The organism is Leptothrix toolikensis (SeqCode), assembly GCF_057922285.1.
Window position 1 is genome coordinate 1 of sequence record NZ_JBYSVC010000011.1, and the last position, 15536, is coordinate 15536.

A 15536-nucleotide genomic window follows, 5' to 3' on the forward strand; every position below is an offset into this window, starting at 1 on the left:
CAGTTGCCCGTCACGCTGGCGTGTGTGGCCGTGCTTGGCTTACCCACCGCAGCAAGGTAGCTGCCGGTGTGGCAAGTCGCACATTGGCTGCTCACCGACACCGAGCTGTGGAACAACCCCGAAGCCCAAGAGCCATAGCCGCCCTTGTGGCAGGTGTCGCAGTTGCCTACCGTGACGCCCGTCAAGGACATGTACGGAATATGGTTGCTAGGCCGACCATCCGCTGGCGGATACGCCCCCGAGTGACAGGTCGCGCATTGCCCCGACACCACCAACTGGCTGTGATTCCACGCCGTGGGCTTCCACGCCGAAGTACTGCGGTGGCAGCTATCGCACGTCGAGGCGACCGCGACCGGAATATGCTGCGCATGCTTAGCGGTTGCTGTAACACCGTTATGACATGTCGCGCAGCTGCCCGGAACCACATTCGAGTGATCGAAACCCGAGGCTGGACGCCAACCTGTGGGCTTGTGACACGTGTCACATGAGGCTTGCGTTGACAAGTGGCCTTGCGGCTTGCCGTTGGTGTGGATGCCGTTGTGACATGTGGCGCATGTACCGGCCTGTACGCCCGAATGGCTAAAACGGGCCGCACTGAAGGCGCGGGGGATGTGACAGGTGTCGCAGGCGTTCTGGGTTGGCAAGTGGTTGGGCGGTTTAACCACATTGGAGCGCGCATAAGGGGCCCCCGAAGTGTGGCAAGAAGCGCAATCCCGTGGCGTTCCCTTGAACACCCCATTGATGTGACAGGACTCGCACTTCGCGGTGGCATGCACCCCGGACAGCGAATAGCCGGTCTTACCGTGGTCTTCGGCCTTACGGATTTGTGCGTGAGCACCCGACCACCCCAGCATCAAAAGAAACATGAAAAGAAAAGACAGCCATGGAGACTGTCCCAGCAACCGCTGACTCACGGTTCGGGATGGGCCATTTCTGTTCATTTCATTCCTCCAGTTTCGAATGCGTAAGACCGGCTTGTGGCACGGGAATCGGCAAGACGTTGCAATGCTGTGTGATCAATCTGATGAAAACCTTGTGAAGCACCCTTGCGTGTTCCAGGTTGAATCACTTTTGTCCAGTTCTCCACACCATGACACTGATCGCAACGGGCACCAAATTGGCCATCGTGGCGATCATCGTTGCGGTGGCAACTGATACAGACAGTTCCCACCGGATCGGTGGCCTTGTTGGCTGGGGCCGGTTTGCGATGGCAAGCATCACAGGCGGGCTTGCGATGACCCCCCTCCAGCTTGTAGGAGGTGCGCCGATCATGGTCAAAGTCCCAAATGCTCCAAACACGAGCGTTATGGCAAGCCTCACAACGCACACCAAATTTCAGCTTGTGGCGGTCATCTTTCTTGTGGCACGCAACACACTCCTGCGGTGTATCCCGGTGGCGCAGCGTGGTGTGGCAGTCCTTGCAAGCCACGCTCACATGCTTACCCACCAAAGCAAACCGGGTCCGAGTGTGATCAAACACTGACACCTTCCATGACTTATCGGAGTGGCAACCCTCGCAACGGGTGGTGAGTGTGCCCTCGTGCTTGTCATCTTTCTTGTGGCAGCTGTAGCAATCAATGGGTGTATTGCGCAAGCTACTGGCGTTGGCATGGCAGGCCTTGCAGCCAATTTTTGGATTGGCGTGCGCGTTGCGTAAAGGAAATTTGAGCTTGTCGTGATCAAAGCGGCCCAAGGTGTTTTTCCAGACCCGCTCGGTATGACAAGTCACACACGCCTTACCCAGCGTGCCCTTGTGCGTTTTATCGTCGTCTTGCTTGTGACAGCCCCAGCAATCTTTGGGCACGTCTTTATAAACGGCGGTTTTATGGCAATCACTGCACTCAGCTTGAGCATGCTGGCCTTCAAGCGGGAAACTTGATTTGCTGTGATCAAAGCGTTGATCACGATCAGCCATCTTGCTGGCCATCTGTTTCCAACTGCTTTCCGTATGACACGTGTTGCAGTCACGACCCAGCATCGTTTTGTGCTTGTCATCTTTCTTGTGACACGACCAGCAATCTGAGGCCAATTTAACTTTGTAAATCGGGCCGGTGTGACAGTCATTACAACCCGTGGTGCGATGCTTCCCTTTAAGCGAGTACTTGGTATCGGTGTCGTGATTGAACGCTATCGTCTTCCAAGACTTGGCACCGTGGCACGACTCGCACTTGTCTCCAAAATGGCCCTTGTGACCCTTTTGATCGTCATCCTTGCGGTGACATCCAACGCACGCGCGTGGTGTCTCCTTGTAGCGCGCATCCTTGTGGCAGGTCGCGCACTTCACGTCTACATGCTTTCCCAGCAGCGGAAATTTGGTTTCAGCATGATCGAAATCGGTGTCTTTCCAACTTTTCTCGTTGTGACAATCCGCGCATTTAAGGCCCAAAGAGCCCTTGTGAACATCGTCCTTGCGGTGACATCCGAGACACGTTGTCGCCGCCTGAGCCCATTTCTTGGACGGCTCATGGCACTTATCGCAAGTCACCTTGACGTGCTTGCCAAACAACTGAAAGTCGGTCTTGGTGTGGTCAAAGCTTTTCTTGTCGAGATTGACGATCTGGGCACCTCGACCCTTGTGATCGGTGTGACAAGAACGACACATCTGTGGCTTCATGCGACCGTGATAGCCCGTCTTACCGACCAAGTCTTGCGCGATGTCCTTGTGGCAATCGGCACAACGGCTGTCTTGCGCATTGCGTTCAAACGCCACGTGGCAGCGAGCACACTCGCCCTCCCATTTGACGTGCGCGTTGACCAGCTTACCTGGGGCCAAAACGGACTTGAGCCCCTGCGCAGCAGACGGCAAAACCACTGAAGCCAACAGCAGCACCAGCCACCATCGGCCCCAGCTTTGCAGGATCCGCAACCACCACGCACTCAATTTCAACGCAACCTCACTCAATAAGCATGCACAGCAATCACATGGACGATGGCACTGATGATCAGAAGATAAACGAAAGGGATGTGCGCCACGTGCCAAAGTGCAAACAAACGCTCATAAGCTGAGACTTGCGCCAGCCGCAGGACAGCGTCCATGTCTTTACGAACCAACAGCCGGGCGTTGCGATTACGCCGCAAACGGTCGTAGGCATTCCAATGGTTCTTCTCTGCAAGAGCGCGCATGGGCTCATGCAGATCCACCAGACAAGTGCGATAAATACGCCACTCGGCCCAAGGCAAGATAAAAAGCCGGGAAATCACACCGTGCCAACCCGGATCTTCTTTTAAAGCAAACGATTCGAACTCAACAAGACGGGTTTCCAAAATCGGGACGAGCTTGAACAAAGAGCGCATATCACCTTTGTCCCAACCTGCTCGGTCACGCCAATCACGCAGTTGATTTTTTTCGCCTTGCAGACCACGGGTGATCCGGACATAGACAAAGCGGCCAATGATGCCGCTACCGGCAACGATCAACATGCTGTAGAGCGCCACGGCGGCATTGAGCGAACCGATATGAAAGGTCGAATGCGCAAGAATAAGCAGCGGCCCACCCAAGCCCAAGGCCATGTGAACCACCAACCAGCCCTTCATCTGACCGAGTTGATGCAAAAAACGGACATGCTTTCTCAGGGGATAGAGAAAAATGAACAGCATCATCACGCCGCCCGCTACTCCGAGCCAATACCCCAGATCGTCCCCGGCTTTGAACAAGCCGATAGAACTGATCTTCCAGACACCGAGAACAAGCGCGGTAATCAGCACATACAACATCGCATCCAAACTCCATCAGAATCGGGGCAGCCTATCACAAAATATGGGAAATAATCCCATATTGACCGAAGTTACCGACTGCAACATGCGCTGACGCCTGACTTCACCCTAGGTGCTTTGTCGTAACCCACAAAGACGAAAGCCCACCGAATGGCAGGCCTCGCATCGGATCGAAAAACAACAAAACTACGCGACGATCAGCAAAGACGAGGTATCGAATGCACTGCTCATCAAAGGCATATGCGGCGCAAACGCTGGTGCCACATGCTTGCCTTGCTTGGCCGGCACACTGCTTTGAGCCACTTCAGCCCGCTCCCATTGCCCATTTTCCTGAGAGCGGGCTACCGAAAAGAATAGAAACATCTGAAGGGCACTTTCCGATCCGCCCAAAAATCAGCAGCATCACGAAAAACATCCAGCAACTGCTCACGGGCCTCACGATCAAAACGAGGTCCATCAGGCAACTGCTCAAGCACGACGATAAACCCAGACTGCGCCCCTGATTTGTGAACCAAATCAGTCATGCAGTCGTGCAAGGCATCGTAGTTCTTGCCGAAATGGGCAGGGAAGAGAAAAGCCTCAGCGATCCCATCAAGCACTTCTTGCTTCGATTGGGTCTTAGAAAGGTTGGCATAAAGAAAATGGTGGCCCATTTCCTCCGCAGACTTCATCAGATCGTCCACCCGAAAAGCGCGGATCGACTGAACAATGTTTGGACGCACAGACTGCAGCAGCATGACGGTCCCTTGATAATCCTCAGTATTCATGGGCTTCACGGCAAGATCCGAGAAAAACTAGCGTAGTGATCCTGCGTGAAATAACAGATATCAGGGGCTTTCGGCTGAGCACCACCGCAAACAATGCGCTGTGCTCCCCGACCCTGAACCCCTGGCACGGGCACCGTGTACTCACGGTAATAACCACGGGCCTGACGGGGCAAAATTCTTTCCCGATTCGCAAAAATGACACCGTCTTTTTCGTAGGGGAACGGACCCCCGGCAAGGATGAGTTTGTAGACTCCCTGCGCATGGCCGGACATGCTTGACAGCGTCAGCGACGCCAAAGAAGCGTCGCTTTTTGCCAGCGAGACACTTCCCCAAAGCAAGCCCAAAAGCGCCGCTACACAAACAAAAAGTCGAAGCGACAAGCGCGCCATAGCCACCAACAAGGGTTTATTCTGATCCATGAGTCTCCCATGGTACAGAAATGGCGCACAAAGCTCAAGATTGTGCCAAAAATATAGGCGTCAAACTGCTAAGAATACAGCAAAGTGACGCCCCACTTAGCAATCAACGCGCTGCATTGGCATCCGCCACCGTCATAGCCGTCATATTGACGATCCGCCGAACCGTGGCAGAGGGTGTCAGGACATGCACGGGCTTAGCAGCACCGAGCAACACGGGACCGATGGCAATCCCACCGCCAGCCGCTGTTTTGAGCAGGTTGTAGCTGATGTTGGCGGCATCAATGTTCGGCATGACCAGCAAGTTCGCCTCGCCCGATAGGGTAGTGTGAGGCATCAACTCAGAGCGATAGGCGGGATCAAGCGCCGTGTCACCGTGCATTTCCCCATCCACTTCGAGCCAAGGTGCCTTGGCCTTGATCAACCTCAGCGCTTCGGCCATCTTTAAGGCGGAGGGATGAGGGCTGGAGCCAAAGTTGGAGTGGGACAGCAAGGCCGCCTTGGGTTGAATGCCAAAACGCATCAGCTCTTCGGCCGCCAAGATCGTGATCTCAGCGAGCTGCTCCGCCGTCGGATCGTAGTTAACGTGGGTATCGACCACGAACACCTGCCGACCGGGCAACACCAACCCGTTCATGCAGGCATAGGTGTTCACACCCGGGCGGCGGCCAATGACTTGATCAATGTAGGTCAGATGATTGGCTGTGCTGCCCCACGTACCGCAGACCATGCCATCCACATCGCCCTTGTGCAGCAGCATCGAACCGATCAGCGTGAGCCGCCGACGCATTTCGATCTTGGCCAGCTGCTGCGTCACGCCCTTGCGCTCGGTCATGCGGTGGTAGGTCTGCCAATAGTCGCGATAGCGCGGGTCGAAATCGGTGTTGACCACGTCATAGTCACGGCCCTGTTCAAGCCGCAGGCCAAACTTCTCAACCCGCTGCGCGATGATCTGCGGCCGACCGATCAGGGTGGGCCGAGCCAGCCCTTCATCCACCACGACCTGAACGGCGCGCAAGACACGTTCATCCTCACCTTCCGCATACGCCACACGCTTGGCCTGCGCCCGCTTGGCCAGCTGGAAAATCGGCTTCATCACGGTGCCGGAGGCGTAGACAAAGCTTTGCAGCTTTTCGCCATAGGCTTCGAAATCCTTGATGGGCCGCCGCGCCACACCGGACTCGGCCGCCGCCCGCGCTACGGCCGGAGCGATCTTGATCATCAAGCGAGGATCAAAGGGTTTGGGAATCAAGTATTCCGGGCCGAAGCTCAAATTGACCCCGGCATAGGCCGCCGCGACCACTTCGCTTTGTTCCGCCTGCGCCAGCTCAGCCAAGGCGCGCACCGCCGCGATTTCCATCTCATCGGTGATGGTGGTCGCACCGCAGTCCAGAGCACCCCGGAAGATGTAGGGAAAGCACAAAACGTTGTTGACTTGATTCGGGTAATCCGTCCGCCCAGTGGCGATGATGGCGTCATCACGCACCGCTTTGACTTCCTCGGGCATGATTTCCGGAGTCGGATTGGCCAGCGCGAAGATGATCGGGTTGGCGGCCATCTTGCGGGCCATGTCCTGCTTGAAAACCCCACCTGCGGACAAACCCAAGAAAACGTCCGCACCGTCAATCGCTTCGGTCAAGGTGCGCAGCGCGGTGTCCTGCGCAAACTCAGCCTTGTCGGGGTCCATCAACTCCTGGCGCCCCGTGTAAACCACCCCCGCCAGATCGGTGACCCAGATGTTTTCGCGCGGCATGCCCAACTTGACCAGCAAATTCAGGCACGCCAATGCGGCGGCACCCGCCCCGGAAGACACCAGCTTCACCTGCCGAATATCCTTGCCCAGCACCTTGAGGCCGTTGAGCAGGGCGGCACCCACCACAATCGCCGTGCCATGCTGATCGTCGTGGAACACCGGGATGTTCATGCGCTCGCGCAAACGACGCTCGACGTAGAAGCAATCCGGGGCCTTGATGTCTTCCAGATTCACACCGCCAAAGGTCGGCTCCAGCGCGGCAATCATGTCCACCAAACGGTCGAGGTTGCGCTCGTTGATTTCCAAGTCGAAAACGTCGATGCCGGCAAATTTCTTGAACAAAACCGCCTTGCCCTCCATCACCGGCTTGGCCGCCAAGGGACCAATGTCCCCCAGCCCCAGCACCGCCGTGCCGTTGGTGATCACCGCCACCAAGTTGCCGCGCGAGGTGTAGCGGAACGCGTTGTCCGGATCAATCACGATCTCTTCGCACGCCGCAGCCACCCCCGGCGAATAGGCCAAGGCCAAGTCGCGCTGATTGATCATCTGCTTGGTGGCCGCGATGGCCACCTTGCCCGGCGTGGGAAACTCGTGATACTCCAGCGCGCTGCGGCGGAATTGGCTCTTCTTATCTTCAATATTCGACATGATGGTTTCCGGATTTCTTTGACGTGACATCGACTCCCCCGAGTCTAATTCGGAAGCCATCACCCCATCGACCCGCCCTCTCACCCGTCTCTTTCATGCCATGTCTTCCGGCGAATTTGATCTGATTGCGCGCTATTTCACCCGCCCCACACGCCGCCAACCTTTGGGCGTCGGCGACGATTGCGCCCTGCTCGCCCCTCAAGCCGGTATGCATCTGGCGGTGTCGAGCGACATGCTGGTCGAGGGCCGGCACTTTCTGTCCACCGTGGCCCCAGAGCACCTCGGGCACAAGGCTTTGGCGGTGAATTTGTCCGATCTGGCGGCATGCGGTGCCCAACCGATGGCCTACACCCTCGCTTTGGCCTTGCCACGCATGGATGCGACGTTCTTGGCAGGCTTTGCCCAAGGCCTGCACCGCTTGGCCGATGAGCACGGCATCGAATTGGTCGGCGGCGATACCACCGCCGGGCCGCTCAACATCTGCATCACAGTCTTCGGCGAAGTGCCACGCGGCCAAGCCTTGCTGCGCAGCGGGGCCCGCGCTGGTGACGAGATTTGGGTCAGTGGTCAACTGGGCGATGCCCGGCTGGGCTTGGAAGCCTTGCGCGGCACCGTGGCCTTGTCCAAAGCCGATTTCATCCATGCCCGCAAAGCGCTTGAATGCCCGACCCCACGGGTGGCCTTGGGTCTAGCTTTGCGCGGCGTGGCCAGCAGCGCCATGGATCTTTCAGATGGCTTGGTGGGCGATTTGAGGCACATCTTGGCGCGCAGCGCCAGCCATGCACCCATCCGCGCCACGCTACACATCGACGCATTGCCCCGAAGTAGCGCACTGCGCCACCAAAGCCGCACCCGGCAGCACCTTTGTCTGATGAGCGGCGGCGATGACTATGAATTGCTCTTCACCGCCGAACCCGCCAAGCGCGCTCAAGTCTTGGCGGCGGCCGCACAAAGCGACACGCCGGTGAGCTGCATCGGCCGAATGGAAGCCGCGACCACGACGACTAGCACCGATGAAGCTTTGATCCGGGTTTTGGACGCCCAAGGGATGCCGCTCAGCACCCCGTGGACATCCTTCGATCACTTCACGGCCTGATGGGTGACAAATTCCCCTATGAAAACCGACTTCAAAGGCAACAAACAGTCCCTGCCTAGCAAACTTTGCACCGTGTGCGGCCGCACCATGACTTGGCGCAAAGCTTGGGCCAAAAACTGGGACGCAGTACGGTACTGCTCGGATGCTTGCCGCGCCAAGAAGTCCGCCTCCGCAGAAAAGCGGTCGTGACCTCAACCTTCAGGCCGCGTAGGCCTTGCATTCCTTGAGGCAAGCCGCGCAGGACTCGGCGCAAGCCTTGCATTCGTCGTGCTTCTTCTCGTGCTTGCGGCACTCTTTTTCGCAGTCTTCACAAACCTGAGCGGCCAAGGCGGCATAGGCCTTGAGGTACTTCGAGTCTTGGCTGGCGAGCTTTTGCAGCGCCGTACAAACCGGCAGCATTTGATTGACCGACTGCGCACAGGCGGCCATCTCTTTGTCGCCATCGCCCAACAGTTGCAAGCAATGCGCCAAGCAGGCTTCACCCTTGACGGTGCAATCGCTGGCCGCTGCAATCAGGGAGCGGGTCGGCTTGCCACCAGCGCTGGCTGCTGCGTGATGATGGTGAGCATGCTCTTCAGCCGCCAACACGGAAGCCGACAAGGCAGCCAAAGTCAGGCCGCCCAAACCTTGCATAAGATGACGTCGTTCCATAGGTTCTCCTTGTGAATGATGTCGGTCACTATAGGCCGAATCAGGCCGTGGCTGAACCCACGAGATACCCAAGATGATCAAGCGCAAAGCGCACCGCTTGCGCCCGGATCTCAGATCGACTGCCCGAGGCATGGAGGCAAACCACCTTGGCGGCTTGATCGCGCTGGACAAAAGCCAACCACACCGTGCCAACCGGCTTGTCGGGCGTTCCGCCCCCAGGCCCAGCAATGCCGGTCACCGCCACAGCCCATTCGGCGTGCGAATGCTGCAAGGCACCGCGCACCATCGCCTCGGCCACCGCAGCACTCACGGCCCCATGCTGCTCGATCAGTGCCAGCGGCACGCCCAGCATCTCGACCTTGGCTTGATTGCTGTAGGTCACAAATCCCCGGTCAAACCAAGCGCTTGATCCGGGCTGATCAGTGCAGCAGGCCGCGATCAGCCCGCCGGTGCAGCTCTCGGCACAAGCGATCATCCAGCCGCGTTGCACTAAAACGGCCGATAAACCCCTCAAGGCAGCGGCCGTCATGTCCAAGGCCCGAGGCATCGCACGCCCACGGCCATCACCAGCAAGGTACACAGGGCGGCCACCAAATCATCGAAAAGAATACCGAAACCACCCCGCCAACCGCCGCCCTTGAAGGCTTGATCAGCCCAGCCCACCGGCCCCGGTTTGGCGGCATCGAAGTAACGGAACAGCCCAAACGCCAGCGCTTGAACCCAAAACGGCGCGGGCATCACCAGCCACAGGATCAACCAAAAAGCGAGGATTTCGTCCCAGACGATGAAGCCGGGGTCGGCGATGCGCGCGTCTTCCGCCGTGCGGGTGCAGGCCCACCAACCGATGCCGGTACTGAGCACCAAAACCAACGCCCAACCGGGTGCATGTAGCCACCGATCCAGCAGCAAAAAACTGGCCCAACCCCAAAGCGTACCCACCGTGCCCGGCGCGATGCGACTCAGGCCACTGCCCGCGCCCAAGGCGATGAAATGGGCGACATGGCTGAACAGGAATGCGCCATCGGGGCGCGCCACAGGGGCCGCAGAGGCGTCAGTCGAAGTCATAGCGTCTTCAAAACCATGGTGGGGGCCACACTCAATCCTTCCATCGTCATCAGCATCAGCCGACGCAACGCCTGCCAAGGCTCACGCGGCCAAGCGGGATGCACGATGCCCTTGACCAAGCCATCGCAGATGCGGGCCGCTTGGATCAATTCGACCAAGACCGGCCCTTTCAGGCGCGGCATCAAGCGCTCGACTTGCTTTTCTTTCACGCCCCAAACCCGCGCCTCGCGCAGCACCATGGCCAAGGGTTGGCCGGCCGCAACGGCAGTGTGGACGCGCAAGAGCATGCGCAGATCATCCGCCAGCGCCCAATGGACCAGCACCGCCGCTTCGCCTTCGGCCTCCAAGCCTTCGAGCATGCGCAGCGCCCGCCCGACTTGACCGCCCAGCACCGCCTCACTGAGCTTGAAGACGTCGTAGCGCGCCACATTCAACACCGCTTGGCTGATCTGCGCCAAGCTCAGCACCCCAGGGGGATGCAGTAGGCCAAGCTTGCTGATTTCTTGGTGCGCCGCCAGCAAATTGCCTTCAACCCGATCCGCAAAAAAGGCCAGCGCCTGCTGCCCGGCTTCAGCGTCTTCGACCCGCTGGCCTTGCACCGCCAAGCGCTGCGCGAGCCAAGCCGGCAAGGCTCGGCGCTCAATCGGGTCAATGCGCACACAAAGCGCCACTTCGTCGAGCGCCGTCATCCAAGCGCTGCTCAGCTGGGTGCGATCCAAGCGCGGTAGCAGCACCAAGGTGAACAAATCGTCGCTGCGCTCGCGGGCAAACCGGGCGTAGCGCTGCAAGGCCTCCGAGCCATCCTTGCCGGGTTTACCGGAAGGCAGGCGAATCTCGATCAGCTGCTGTGCGGCAAACAGGCTCATCTCGCTGGCCGCGCCCAAGAGGCTGCTCCAGTCGAAATGCGCGCCGCTCACGGTGTGTACTTGGCGCTCCGTAAACCCAGCTTGGCGGGCCCAAGCACGCACAGCATCAGCCGCTTCTTGATGCAATAAAGGCTCATCGCCGTGCAGCACCACCATGCGCTGCTGCGGCGCCCGCTTCAGCGCCGCCGCGAGCTGATCAGTGCGAATCTGCATGGGGCAGCACCGCCAAGCGACGCAACACTTGATGGGCGATATCGCTTTGCAAAGTGCGGTGAATGAGGTTTTTCTCGGCTTCCTTGGCCAGCGCCAAGGTTTCGCTGTAGCTCATGTCGCGGCTCAGGACCAATTCGGTTTCCGGGATCAATTCCTTGCCCGCCATGGCACGCACCCGAAAGCGAAAACGCGCGCGCAGCGTCAGTTCAAGCACTTGGCCTGCGGTGGTCGAGGCCACCACCCCTTGCTCTTGGGCATCGACCAGCGACTCCAAAATCGCATCGGCCTGACCCGCTTCCTCGACCACCTGGACGCCCGGACTGAGGCGCAACTGGCGACGCAGTTCGTCCGCCATGGGCGAAAGCGGCGCAAAACCGGCCAAGTAGATGCGCTTGAAAGGCAACTCGGGCGGGCGCTTGAGCGCAAAGCCGCAGCCGCTCAGCCAAACTGCGCCGCCCGCAGCCACCAGCCCGAGCAGTTGGTTCAAGGCCCCGCGTCGCGCCAGCTTCATGGCCACGTTCAGACCACCACGTTCACAAGGCGACCCGGCACAACGATGATCTTCTTCGGTGCCCGGCCCTCAGCAAACCGTGCCACCTCAGCGCTGGCCGCAGCCACCGCTTCGATGGCTGCTTTGTCCGCACCCGCCGGCACCGTGATCGAGCCCCGCGTCTTGCCGTTGACCTGCAAAACCAGCTCAATCTCGTCTTGCACCAAGGCTGCTTCATCGACCTGCGGCCAAGGCGCGTCGAGCAGATCACCTTGAGCGGCGGCGTAACCCAGATCAGCCCAGAGCGTCCACGTGATGTGCGGGCAGGCCGGGTAGAGGCAACGCAGCAGCACCGAGTAGCCCTCGCGCAACACGGCGGCGGATGCCTCGCTGCCGTCGTGCTTGTAGCCTTCGAGCGCGTTGAGCAGCTTCATGCCGCCCGACACCACGGTGTTGTATTGCATGCGCTCAAAGTCATGGCTGATTTGACGCAGCACCAGATGGACCTCACGGCGCAACGCCTTGGCTTGGCTTGACAACCCCGCCGGCAGCTCGCCGGCCAAGGCGCTTGCGCCTTGCAGCAGCGCCTCGTTCTTGGCCCCGAAAGCCCAGACCCGCTTGATGAAGCGGTGCGCACCTTCCACGCCAGCGTCGTTCCACTCCAACGTCTGCTCTGGCGGGCTGGCAAACATCACAAAGAGGCGCGCCGTGTCCGCGCCGTACTGATTGATCAGATCCTGCGGATCGACGCCGTTGTTCTTCGACTTGGACATCGTGCCGATGCCGCCGTAGTCCACCGCCGAGCCGTCGCTCTTGAGCGTGGCCCCCACGATCTTGCCGTGGGCATCGACCACGTTCTCGATCTCATGCGGCCAGAAGTACTCGATGCCGCCTTTGTCGGTGCGGCGCGAGTAAATGTGGTTCAGCACCATGCCTTGGGTGAGCAGCTTGGTGAAGGGCTCATTGACCTTGACCAAGCCCAGATCGCGCATCACCTTGGTCCAAAAACGCGCGTAGAGCAAGTGCAAGATGGCGTGCTCGATGCCACCGATGTACTGGTCCATCGGCATCCAGTAATCGGTGCCACCGGCCACCATCGCGTCGCTGTTTTGCGCGTCGCAATAGCGCATGAAGTACCACGACGAATCGACGAAAGTGTCCATCGTGTCGGTCTCGCGCTGCGCGGGCTTGCCGCAACACGGGCAAGCAACGTTCAGGAAGTCCGTGCGTTTTTTGAGCGGATTGCCCGAGCCGTCCGGCACGCAGTCGATCGGCAGCACCACCGGCAGATCAGCGGCTGGCACCGGCACGGCACCGCACGCGTCACAGTGGATGATCGGGATCGGCGTGCCCCAGTAGCGCTGACGGCTGATGCCCCAGTCGCGCAGACGCCAGGTGGTTTTCTTTTCGCCGAGGCCAAGTGCGCCGACAAGTTCAGCGACCTTGCTCACCGCGTCCTTGTAGCCGAGGCCGTCCAGAAACTCGAATCCGACGCCGGAGTTGACGCACACGGCGCGTTGCTTGTCGCCGTACCCGTCCGCCCAGCCTTCGAGCGAGAACACGTCGTCGCCGGCCTGCACCACTTGCTTGATCTCGATGCCGTACTTTTTGGCGAAAGCGAAATCGCGCTCGTCATGCGCCGGCACACCCATCACCGCGCCATCGCCGTAGCTCATGAGCACGTAGTTGCCGACCCAAACTTCGACTTGCGCGCCGGTCAATGGATGCGTGACGAACAGACCCGTCGGCACGCCCTTCTTTTCCTGCGTCGCCAGTTCGGCCTCGGTGGTGCCGCCGTGGGCGCATTCAGCGATAAAAGCCGCCAACGCCGGATGGCTCGCGGCAGCGTGCGCAGCCAGCGGATGCTCGGGGGCCACGGCGCAGAAGGTCACGCCCATGATGGTGTCGGCACGCGTCGTGAACACAAAGAGCTTGCCGCCCTGGATCAGCGCGCCGTCAGCGCCCGCGATTTGGTGCGGGAAGGCGAAGCGCACGCCCTCGCTCTTGCCGATCCAGTTTTCCTGCATCAGGCGCACGCGCTCCGGCCAGCCGCTGAGATAGTTCGGGTCTTGCGGATCGGCCACCGCTGCAAGCAACTCATCGGCGTACTTGACGATGTTGAAGTAATAGCCGGGGATCTCGCGCTTTTCAACCAAAGCGCCGCTTCTCCAGCCGCGCCCGTCGATGACCTGCTCGTTGGCCAGCACGGTCTGATCGACCGGATCCCAATTCACCACCTGGGTGCGGCGCTCGGCGATACCGGCTTCGAGCATCTTCAGGAACAGCCACTGGTTCCACTTGTAGTACTCGGGATCGCACGTGGCGACCTCGCGCGACCAGTCGATGGCCAGGCCCATGGCCTGCATCTGGCCCTTCATATAGGCGATGTTCTCGCGCGTCCACTGCTCGGGCGGCACGGCGTTTTTCAGCGCAGCGTTTTCGGCCGGCAGACCGAAGGCATCCCAACCCATCGGCATCAAGACGTTGTAGCCGCGCATGCGCAGCTGACGCGTCAGCATGTCGTTGATGGTGTAGTTGCGCACATGGCCCATGTGCAGCTTGCCCGAGGGGTAGGGCAGCATCGAGCAGGCGTAGAACTTCGGTTTTGGGTTGCCTTGGGCGTCGCGTGCATCCTCGGTGACGCGGTAGGCATCGGCAGCACGCCAAGCCGATTGGGCCGCCGATTCAAGGGCGGTGGGTTCGTATTTTTCTGAAATCGACATATGGAGACGGACGACTAATCACTGATCGGGGTTCAAGGCGCAGCCGAGGCAGCCACGCCGCCCGGCTCTGCCACAAACGCTATGCGGTTCAAGCCCACTTTTTGCAACTGGCCGATCAACTCGGCCACGCGGCCATAGGGCACGGCTCGGTCAGCGCGCAGTTGCACTTCGGCATCCGGCATCTGGCGGGCTTTGTCGGCCAGCCGGGCCGCCATCTGGGTGGGCAGGATTTTTTCTTCACCAAGGTAACTGGCACCGTCAGCAGCCAAAGCCAGCGCAATGAAAGCTGGGGTGGCTTCGGTGACAGCGGGGGCGTCGGCTTTGGGCAGATCAAGCTTCAAGCTGGCGGTCATCAAAGGCGCGGTGATCATGAAGATCACCAACAGCACCAACATGACGTCGATCAGCGGCGTCATGTTGATGTCGCTCATGGGCTGCGGTGCCCGGGTGCGTTCAAGCCGACCGAAGGCCATGGTCTTGCAACACCATTTCACGCAGATCGTGCGCGAAGCCTTCGAGCTCCGCCTCGCACGCCCCGACCCATTTGCCAAAGACGTTGTAGGCCAGCACCGCTGGAATCGCCACCGCCAAGCCCGCAGCGGTCATGATCAGCGCTTCACCGACAGGGCCGGCCACCTTGTCGATGCCCATCGAGCCCGAGGCCGAAATGCCCAGCAGCGCGTGGTAAATCCCCCACACGGTGCCAAAAAGACCGATGAACGGCGCGGTGGCCCCAATCGAGGCCAACAACACTTGGCCGAACTGGAGCTGGGTCAAGACCCCATGCAAAGCATCGCGCAGACGGCGCGTGAGCTGCGCACCCACGTCGCCCGCAGCTTCCAAGGTGCCCACAGGCGGTGTTTGCAGTGCCGCGTCGAGCAGCGGCAACGCGACTTGCTCGCGGTCCAGCGCTTGCATCTGCAAGCGCGCCGCCACCCAATCGGGGGCGGCCCAAAAAGCCGGTACCGCCAAGGCCAGATCCCGACGAGCGCGAACCAAGATCCAGCTCTTCCAAAGAATCAAGACCCACGCCGAAATCGACATCAAGAGCAGCACTGAAGCGACCACCCGGTGGATGGCGTCACCCTCGGACCAAATCTGCCAAAAACTTCCCATGGAGCTGTCGCCTTCGCG

General features: G+C 59.8%; 17 protein-coding genes. 3 read left to right on the plus strand and 14 right to left on the minus strand.

The annotated features are described in order from the left end of the window. The 3 genes from AC3VI7_RS03095 to AC3VI7_RS03105 all read right to left on the minus strand — a co-directional run. On the minus strand, nucleotides 1–191 hold a 191-nt coding region (locus tag AC3VI7_RS03095), incomplete at its 3' end, for a hypothetical protein (RefSeq protein WP_489669071.1). A gap of 746 nt (nucleotides 192–937) precedes the next feature. After that, entirely contained in the window at nucleotides 938–2830 is a 1893-nt protein-coding gene (locus AC3VI7_RS03100) for a cytochrome C (protein WP_489671388.1), read from the minus strand. A 68-nt stretch (nucleotides 2831–2898) separates the two neighbouring features. Continuing rightward, on the minus strand, nucleotides 2899–3420 hold the full coding sequence (locus AC3VI7_RS03105) for a hypothetical protein (RefSeq protein WP_489671389.1): 522 nt from the start codon (nucleotides 3418–3420) through the stop codon (nucleotides 2899–2901). A gap of 48 nt (nucleotides 3421–3468) precedes the next feature. Between AC3VI7_RS03105 and AC3VI7_RS03110 the strand changes: the two genes are divergently transcribed. Beyond that, nucleotides 3469–3768 (plus strand): hypothetical protein, encoded by a 300-nt coding sequence (locus AC3VI7_RS03110; protein ID WP_489671390.1) that lies wholly within the window; start codon nucleotides 3469–3471, stop codon nucleotides 3766–3768. A gap of 287 nt (nucleotides 3769–4055) precedes the next feature. Here AC3VI7_RS03110 and AC3VI7_RS03115 read toward each other — a convergent pair whose 3' ends face one another. The 3 genes from AC3VI7_RS03115 to AC3VI7_RS03125 all read right to left on the minus strand — a co-directional run bounded on the left by AC3VI7_RS03115 (nucleotide 4056) and on the right by AC3VI7_RS03125 (nucleotide 7298). After that, the gene (locus AC3VI7_RS03115) at nucleotides 4056–4451 is read right to left on the minus strand and encodes a barstar family protein (protein ID WP_489669116.1); all 396 of its coding nucleotides are present in this window, start codon (nucleotides 4449–4451) and stop codon (nucleotides 4056–4058) included. A gap of 35 nt (nucleotides 4452–4486) precedes the next feature. Beyond that, nucleotides 4487–4900, minus strand: coding sequence for a guanyl-specific ribonuclease (locus AC3VI7_RS03120; RefSeq protein WP_489669074.1), 414 nt, complete (start codon nucleotides 4898–4900; stop codon nucleotides 4487–4489). A 103-nt stretch (nucleotides 4901–5003) separates the two neighbouring features. Further along, nucleotides 5004–7298 (minus strand): NADP-dependent malic enzyme, encoded by a 2295-nt coding sequence (locus tag AC3VI7_RS03125; protein WP_489669075.1) that lies wholly within the window; start codon nucleotides 7296–7298, stop codon nucleotides 5004–5006. Between the two features lie 100 nt (nucleotides 7299–7398). Between AC3VI7_RS03125 and thiL the strand changes: the two genes are divergently transcribed. Both thiL and AC3VI7_RS03135 read left to right on the plus strand, forming a co-directional pair. After that, a complete protein-coding gene (gene thiL, locus AC3VI7_RS03130; RefSeq protein WP_489669076.1) occupies nucleotides 7399–8394 on the plus strand; it encodes a thiamine-phosphate kinase in 996 nt (331 codons plus the stop codon). A gap of 18 nt (nucleotides 8395–8412) precedes the next feature. Further along, nucleotides 8413–8583: a DUF2256 domain-containing protein gene (locus AC3VI7_RS03135; protein ID WP_489669077.1), complete on the plus strand. Its 171-nt coding sequence runs from the start codon at nucleotides 8413–8415 to the stop codon at nucleotides 8581–8583. 9 nt (nucleotides 8584–8592) lie between these two features. Here AC3VI7_RS03135 and AC3VI7_RS03140 read toward each other — a convergent pair whose 3' ends face one another. From AC3VI7_RS03140 to AC3VI7_RS03175, 8 genes are read right to left on the minus strand one after another with little or no spacing between them, the layout of a single operon-like run. Beyond that, entirely contained in the window at nucleotides 8593–9045 is a 453-nt protein-coding gene (locus tag AC3VI7_RS03140) for a four-helix bundle copper-binding protein (RefSeq protein ID WP_489669078.1), read from the minus strand. A gap of 40 nt (nucleotides 9046–9085) precedes the next feature. Next, a complete protein-coding gene (locus AC3VI7_RS03145) occupies nucleotides 9086–9574 on the minus strand; it encodes a CinA family protein (RefSeq protein WP_489671266.1) in 489 nt (162 codons plus the stop codon). After that, nucleotides 9571–10110, minus strand: a complete 540-nt coding sequence (locus AC3VI7_RS03150) for a phosphatidylglycerophosphatase A family protein (RefSeq protein WP_489669080.1) — start codon at nucleotides 10108–10110, stop codon at nucleotides 9571–9573. Before AC3VI7_RS03150 ends, AC3VI7_RS03145 begins: the two co-directional genes overlap by 4 nt. Beyond that, complete coding sequence (gene holA, locus AC3VI7_RS03155) at nucleotides 10107–11189, minus strand: DNA polymerase III subunit delta (RefSeq protein ID WP_489669081.1); 1083 nt, start codon at nucleotides 11187–11189, stop codon at nucleotides 10107–10109. The genes AC3VI7_RS03150 and holA overlap by 4 nt, the downstream gene beginning before the upstream one ends. Further along, entirely contained in the window at nucleotides 11173–11700 is a 528-nt protein-coding gene (locus AC3VI7_RS03160; RefSeq protein WP_489669117.1) for an LPS-assembly lipoprotein LptE, read from the minus strand. The genes holA and AC3VI7_RS03160 overlap by 17 nt, the downstream gene beginning before the upstream one ends. An 8-nt stretch (nucleotides 11701–11708) precedes the next feature. Next, the gene (leuS, locus tag AC3VI7_RS03165; protein ID WP_489669118.1) at nucleotides 11709–14396 is read right to left on the minus strand and encodes a leucine--tRNA ligase; all 2688 of its coding nucleotides are present in this window, start codon (nucleotides 14394–14396) and stop codon (nucleotides 11709–11711) included. 38 nt (nucleotides 14397–14434) lie between these two features. Further along, the gene (locus AC3VI7_RS03170; RefSeq protein ID WP_009453154.1) at nucleotides 14435–14875 is read right to left on the minus strand and encodes an ExbD/TolR family protein; all 441 of its coding nucleotides are present in this window, start codon (nucleotides 14873–14875) and stop codon (nucleotides 14435–14437) included. Further along, the gene (locus tag AC3VI7_RS03175; RefSeq protein WP_489669082.1) at nucleotides 14856–15518 is read right to left on the minus strand and encodes a MotA/TolQ/ExbB proton channel family protein; all 663 of its coding nucleotides are present in this window, start codon (nucleotides 15516–15518) and stop codon (nucleotides 14856–14858) included. Before AC3VI7_RS03175 ends, AC3VI7_RS03170 begins: the two co-directional genes overlap by 20 nt. Between the last annotated feature and the right edge of the window lie 18 nt (nucleotides 15519–15536).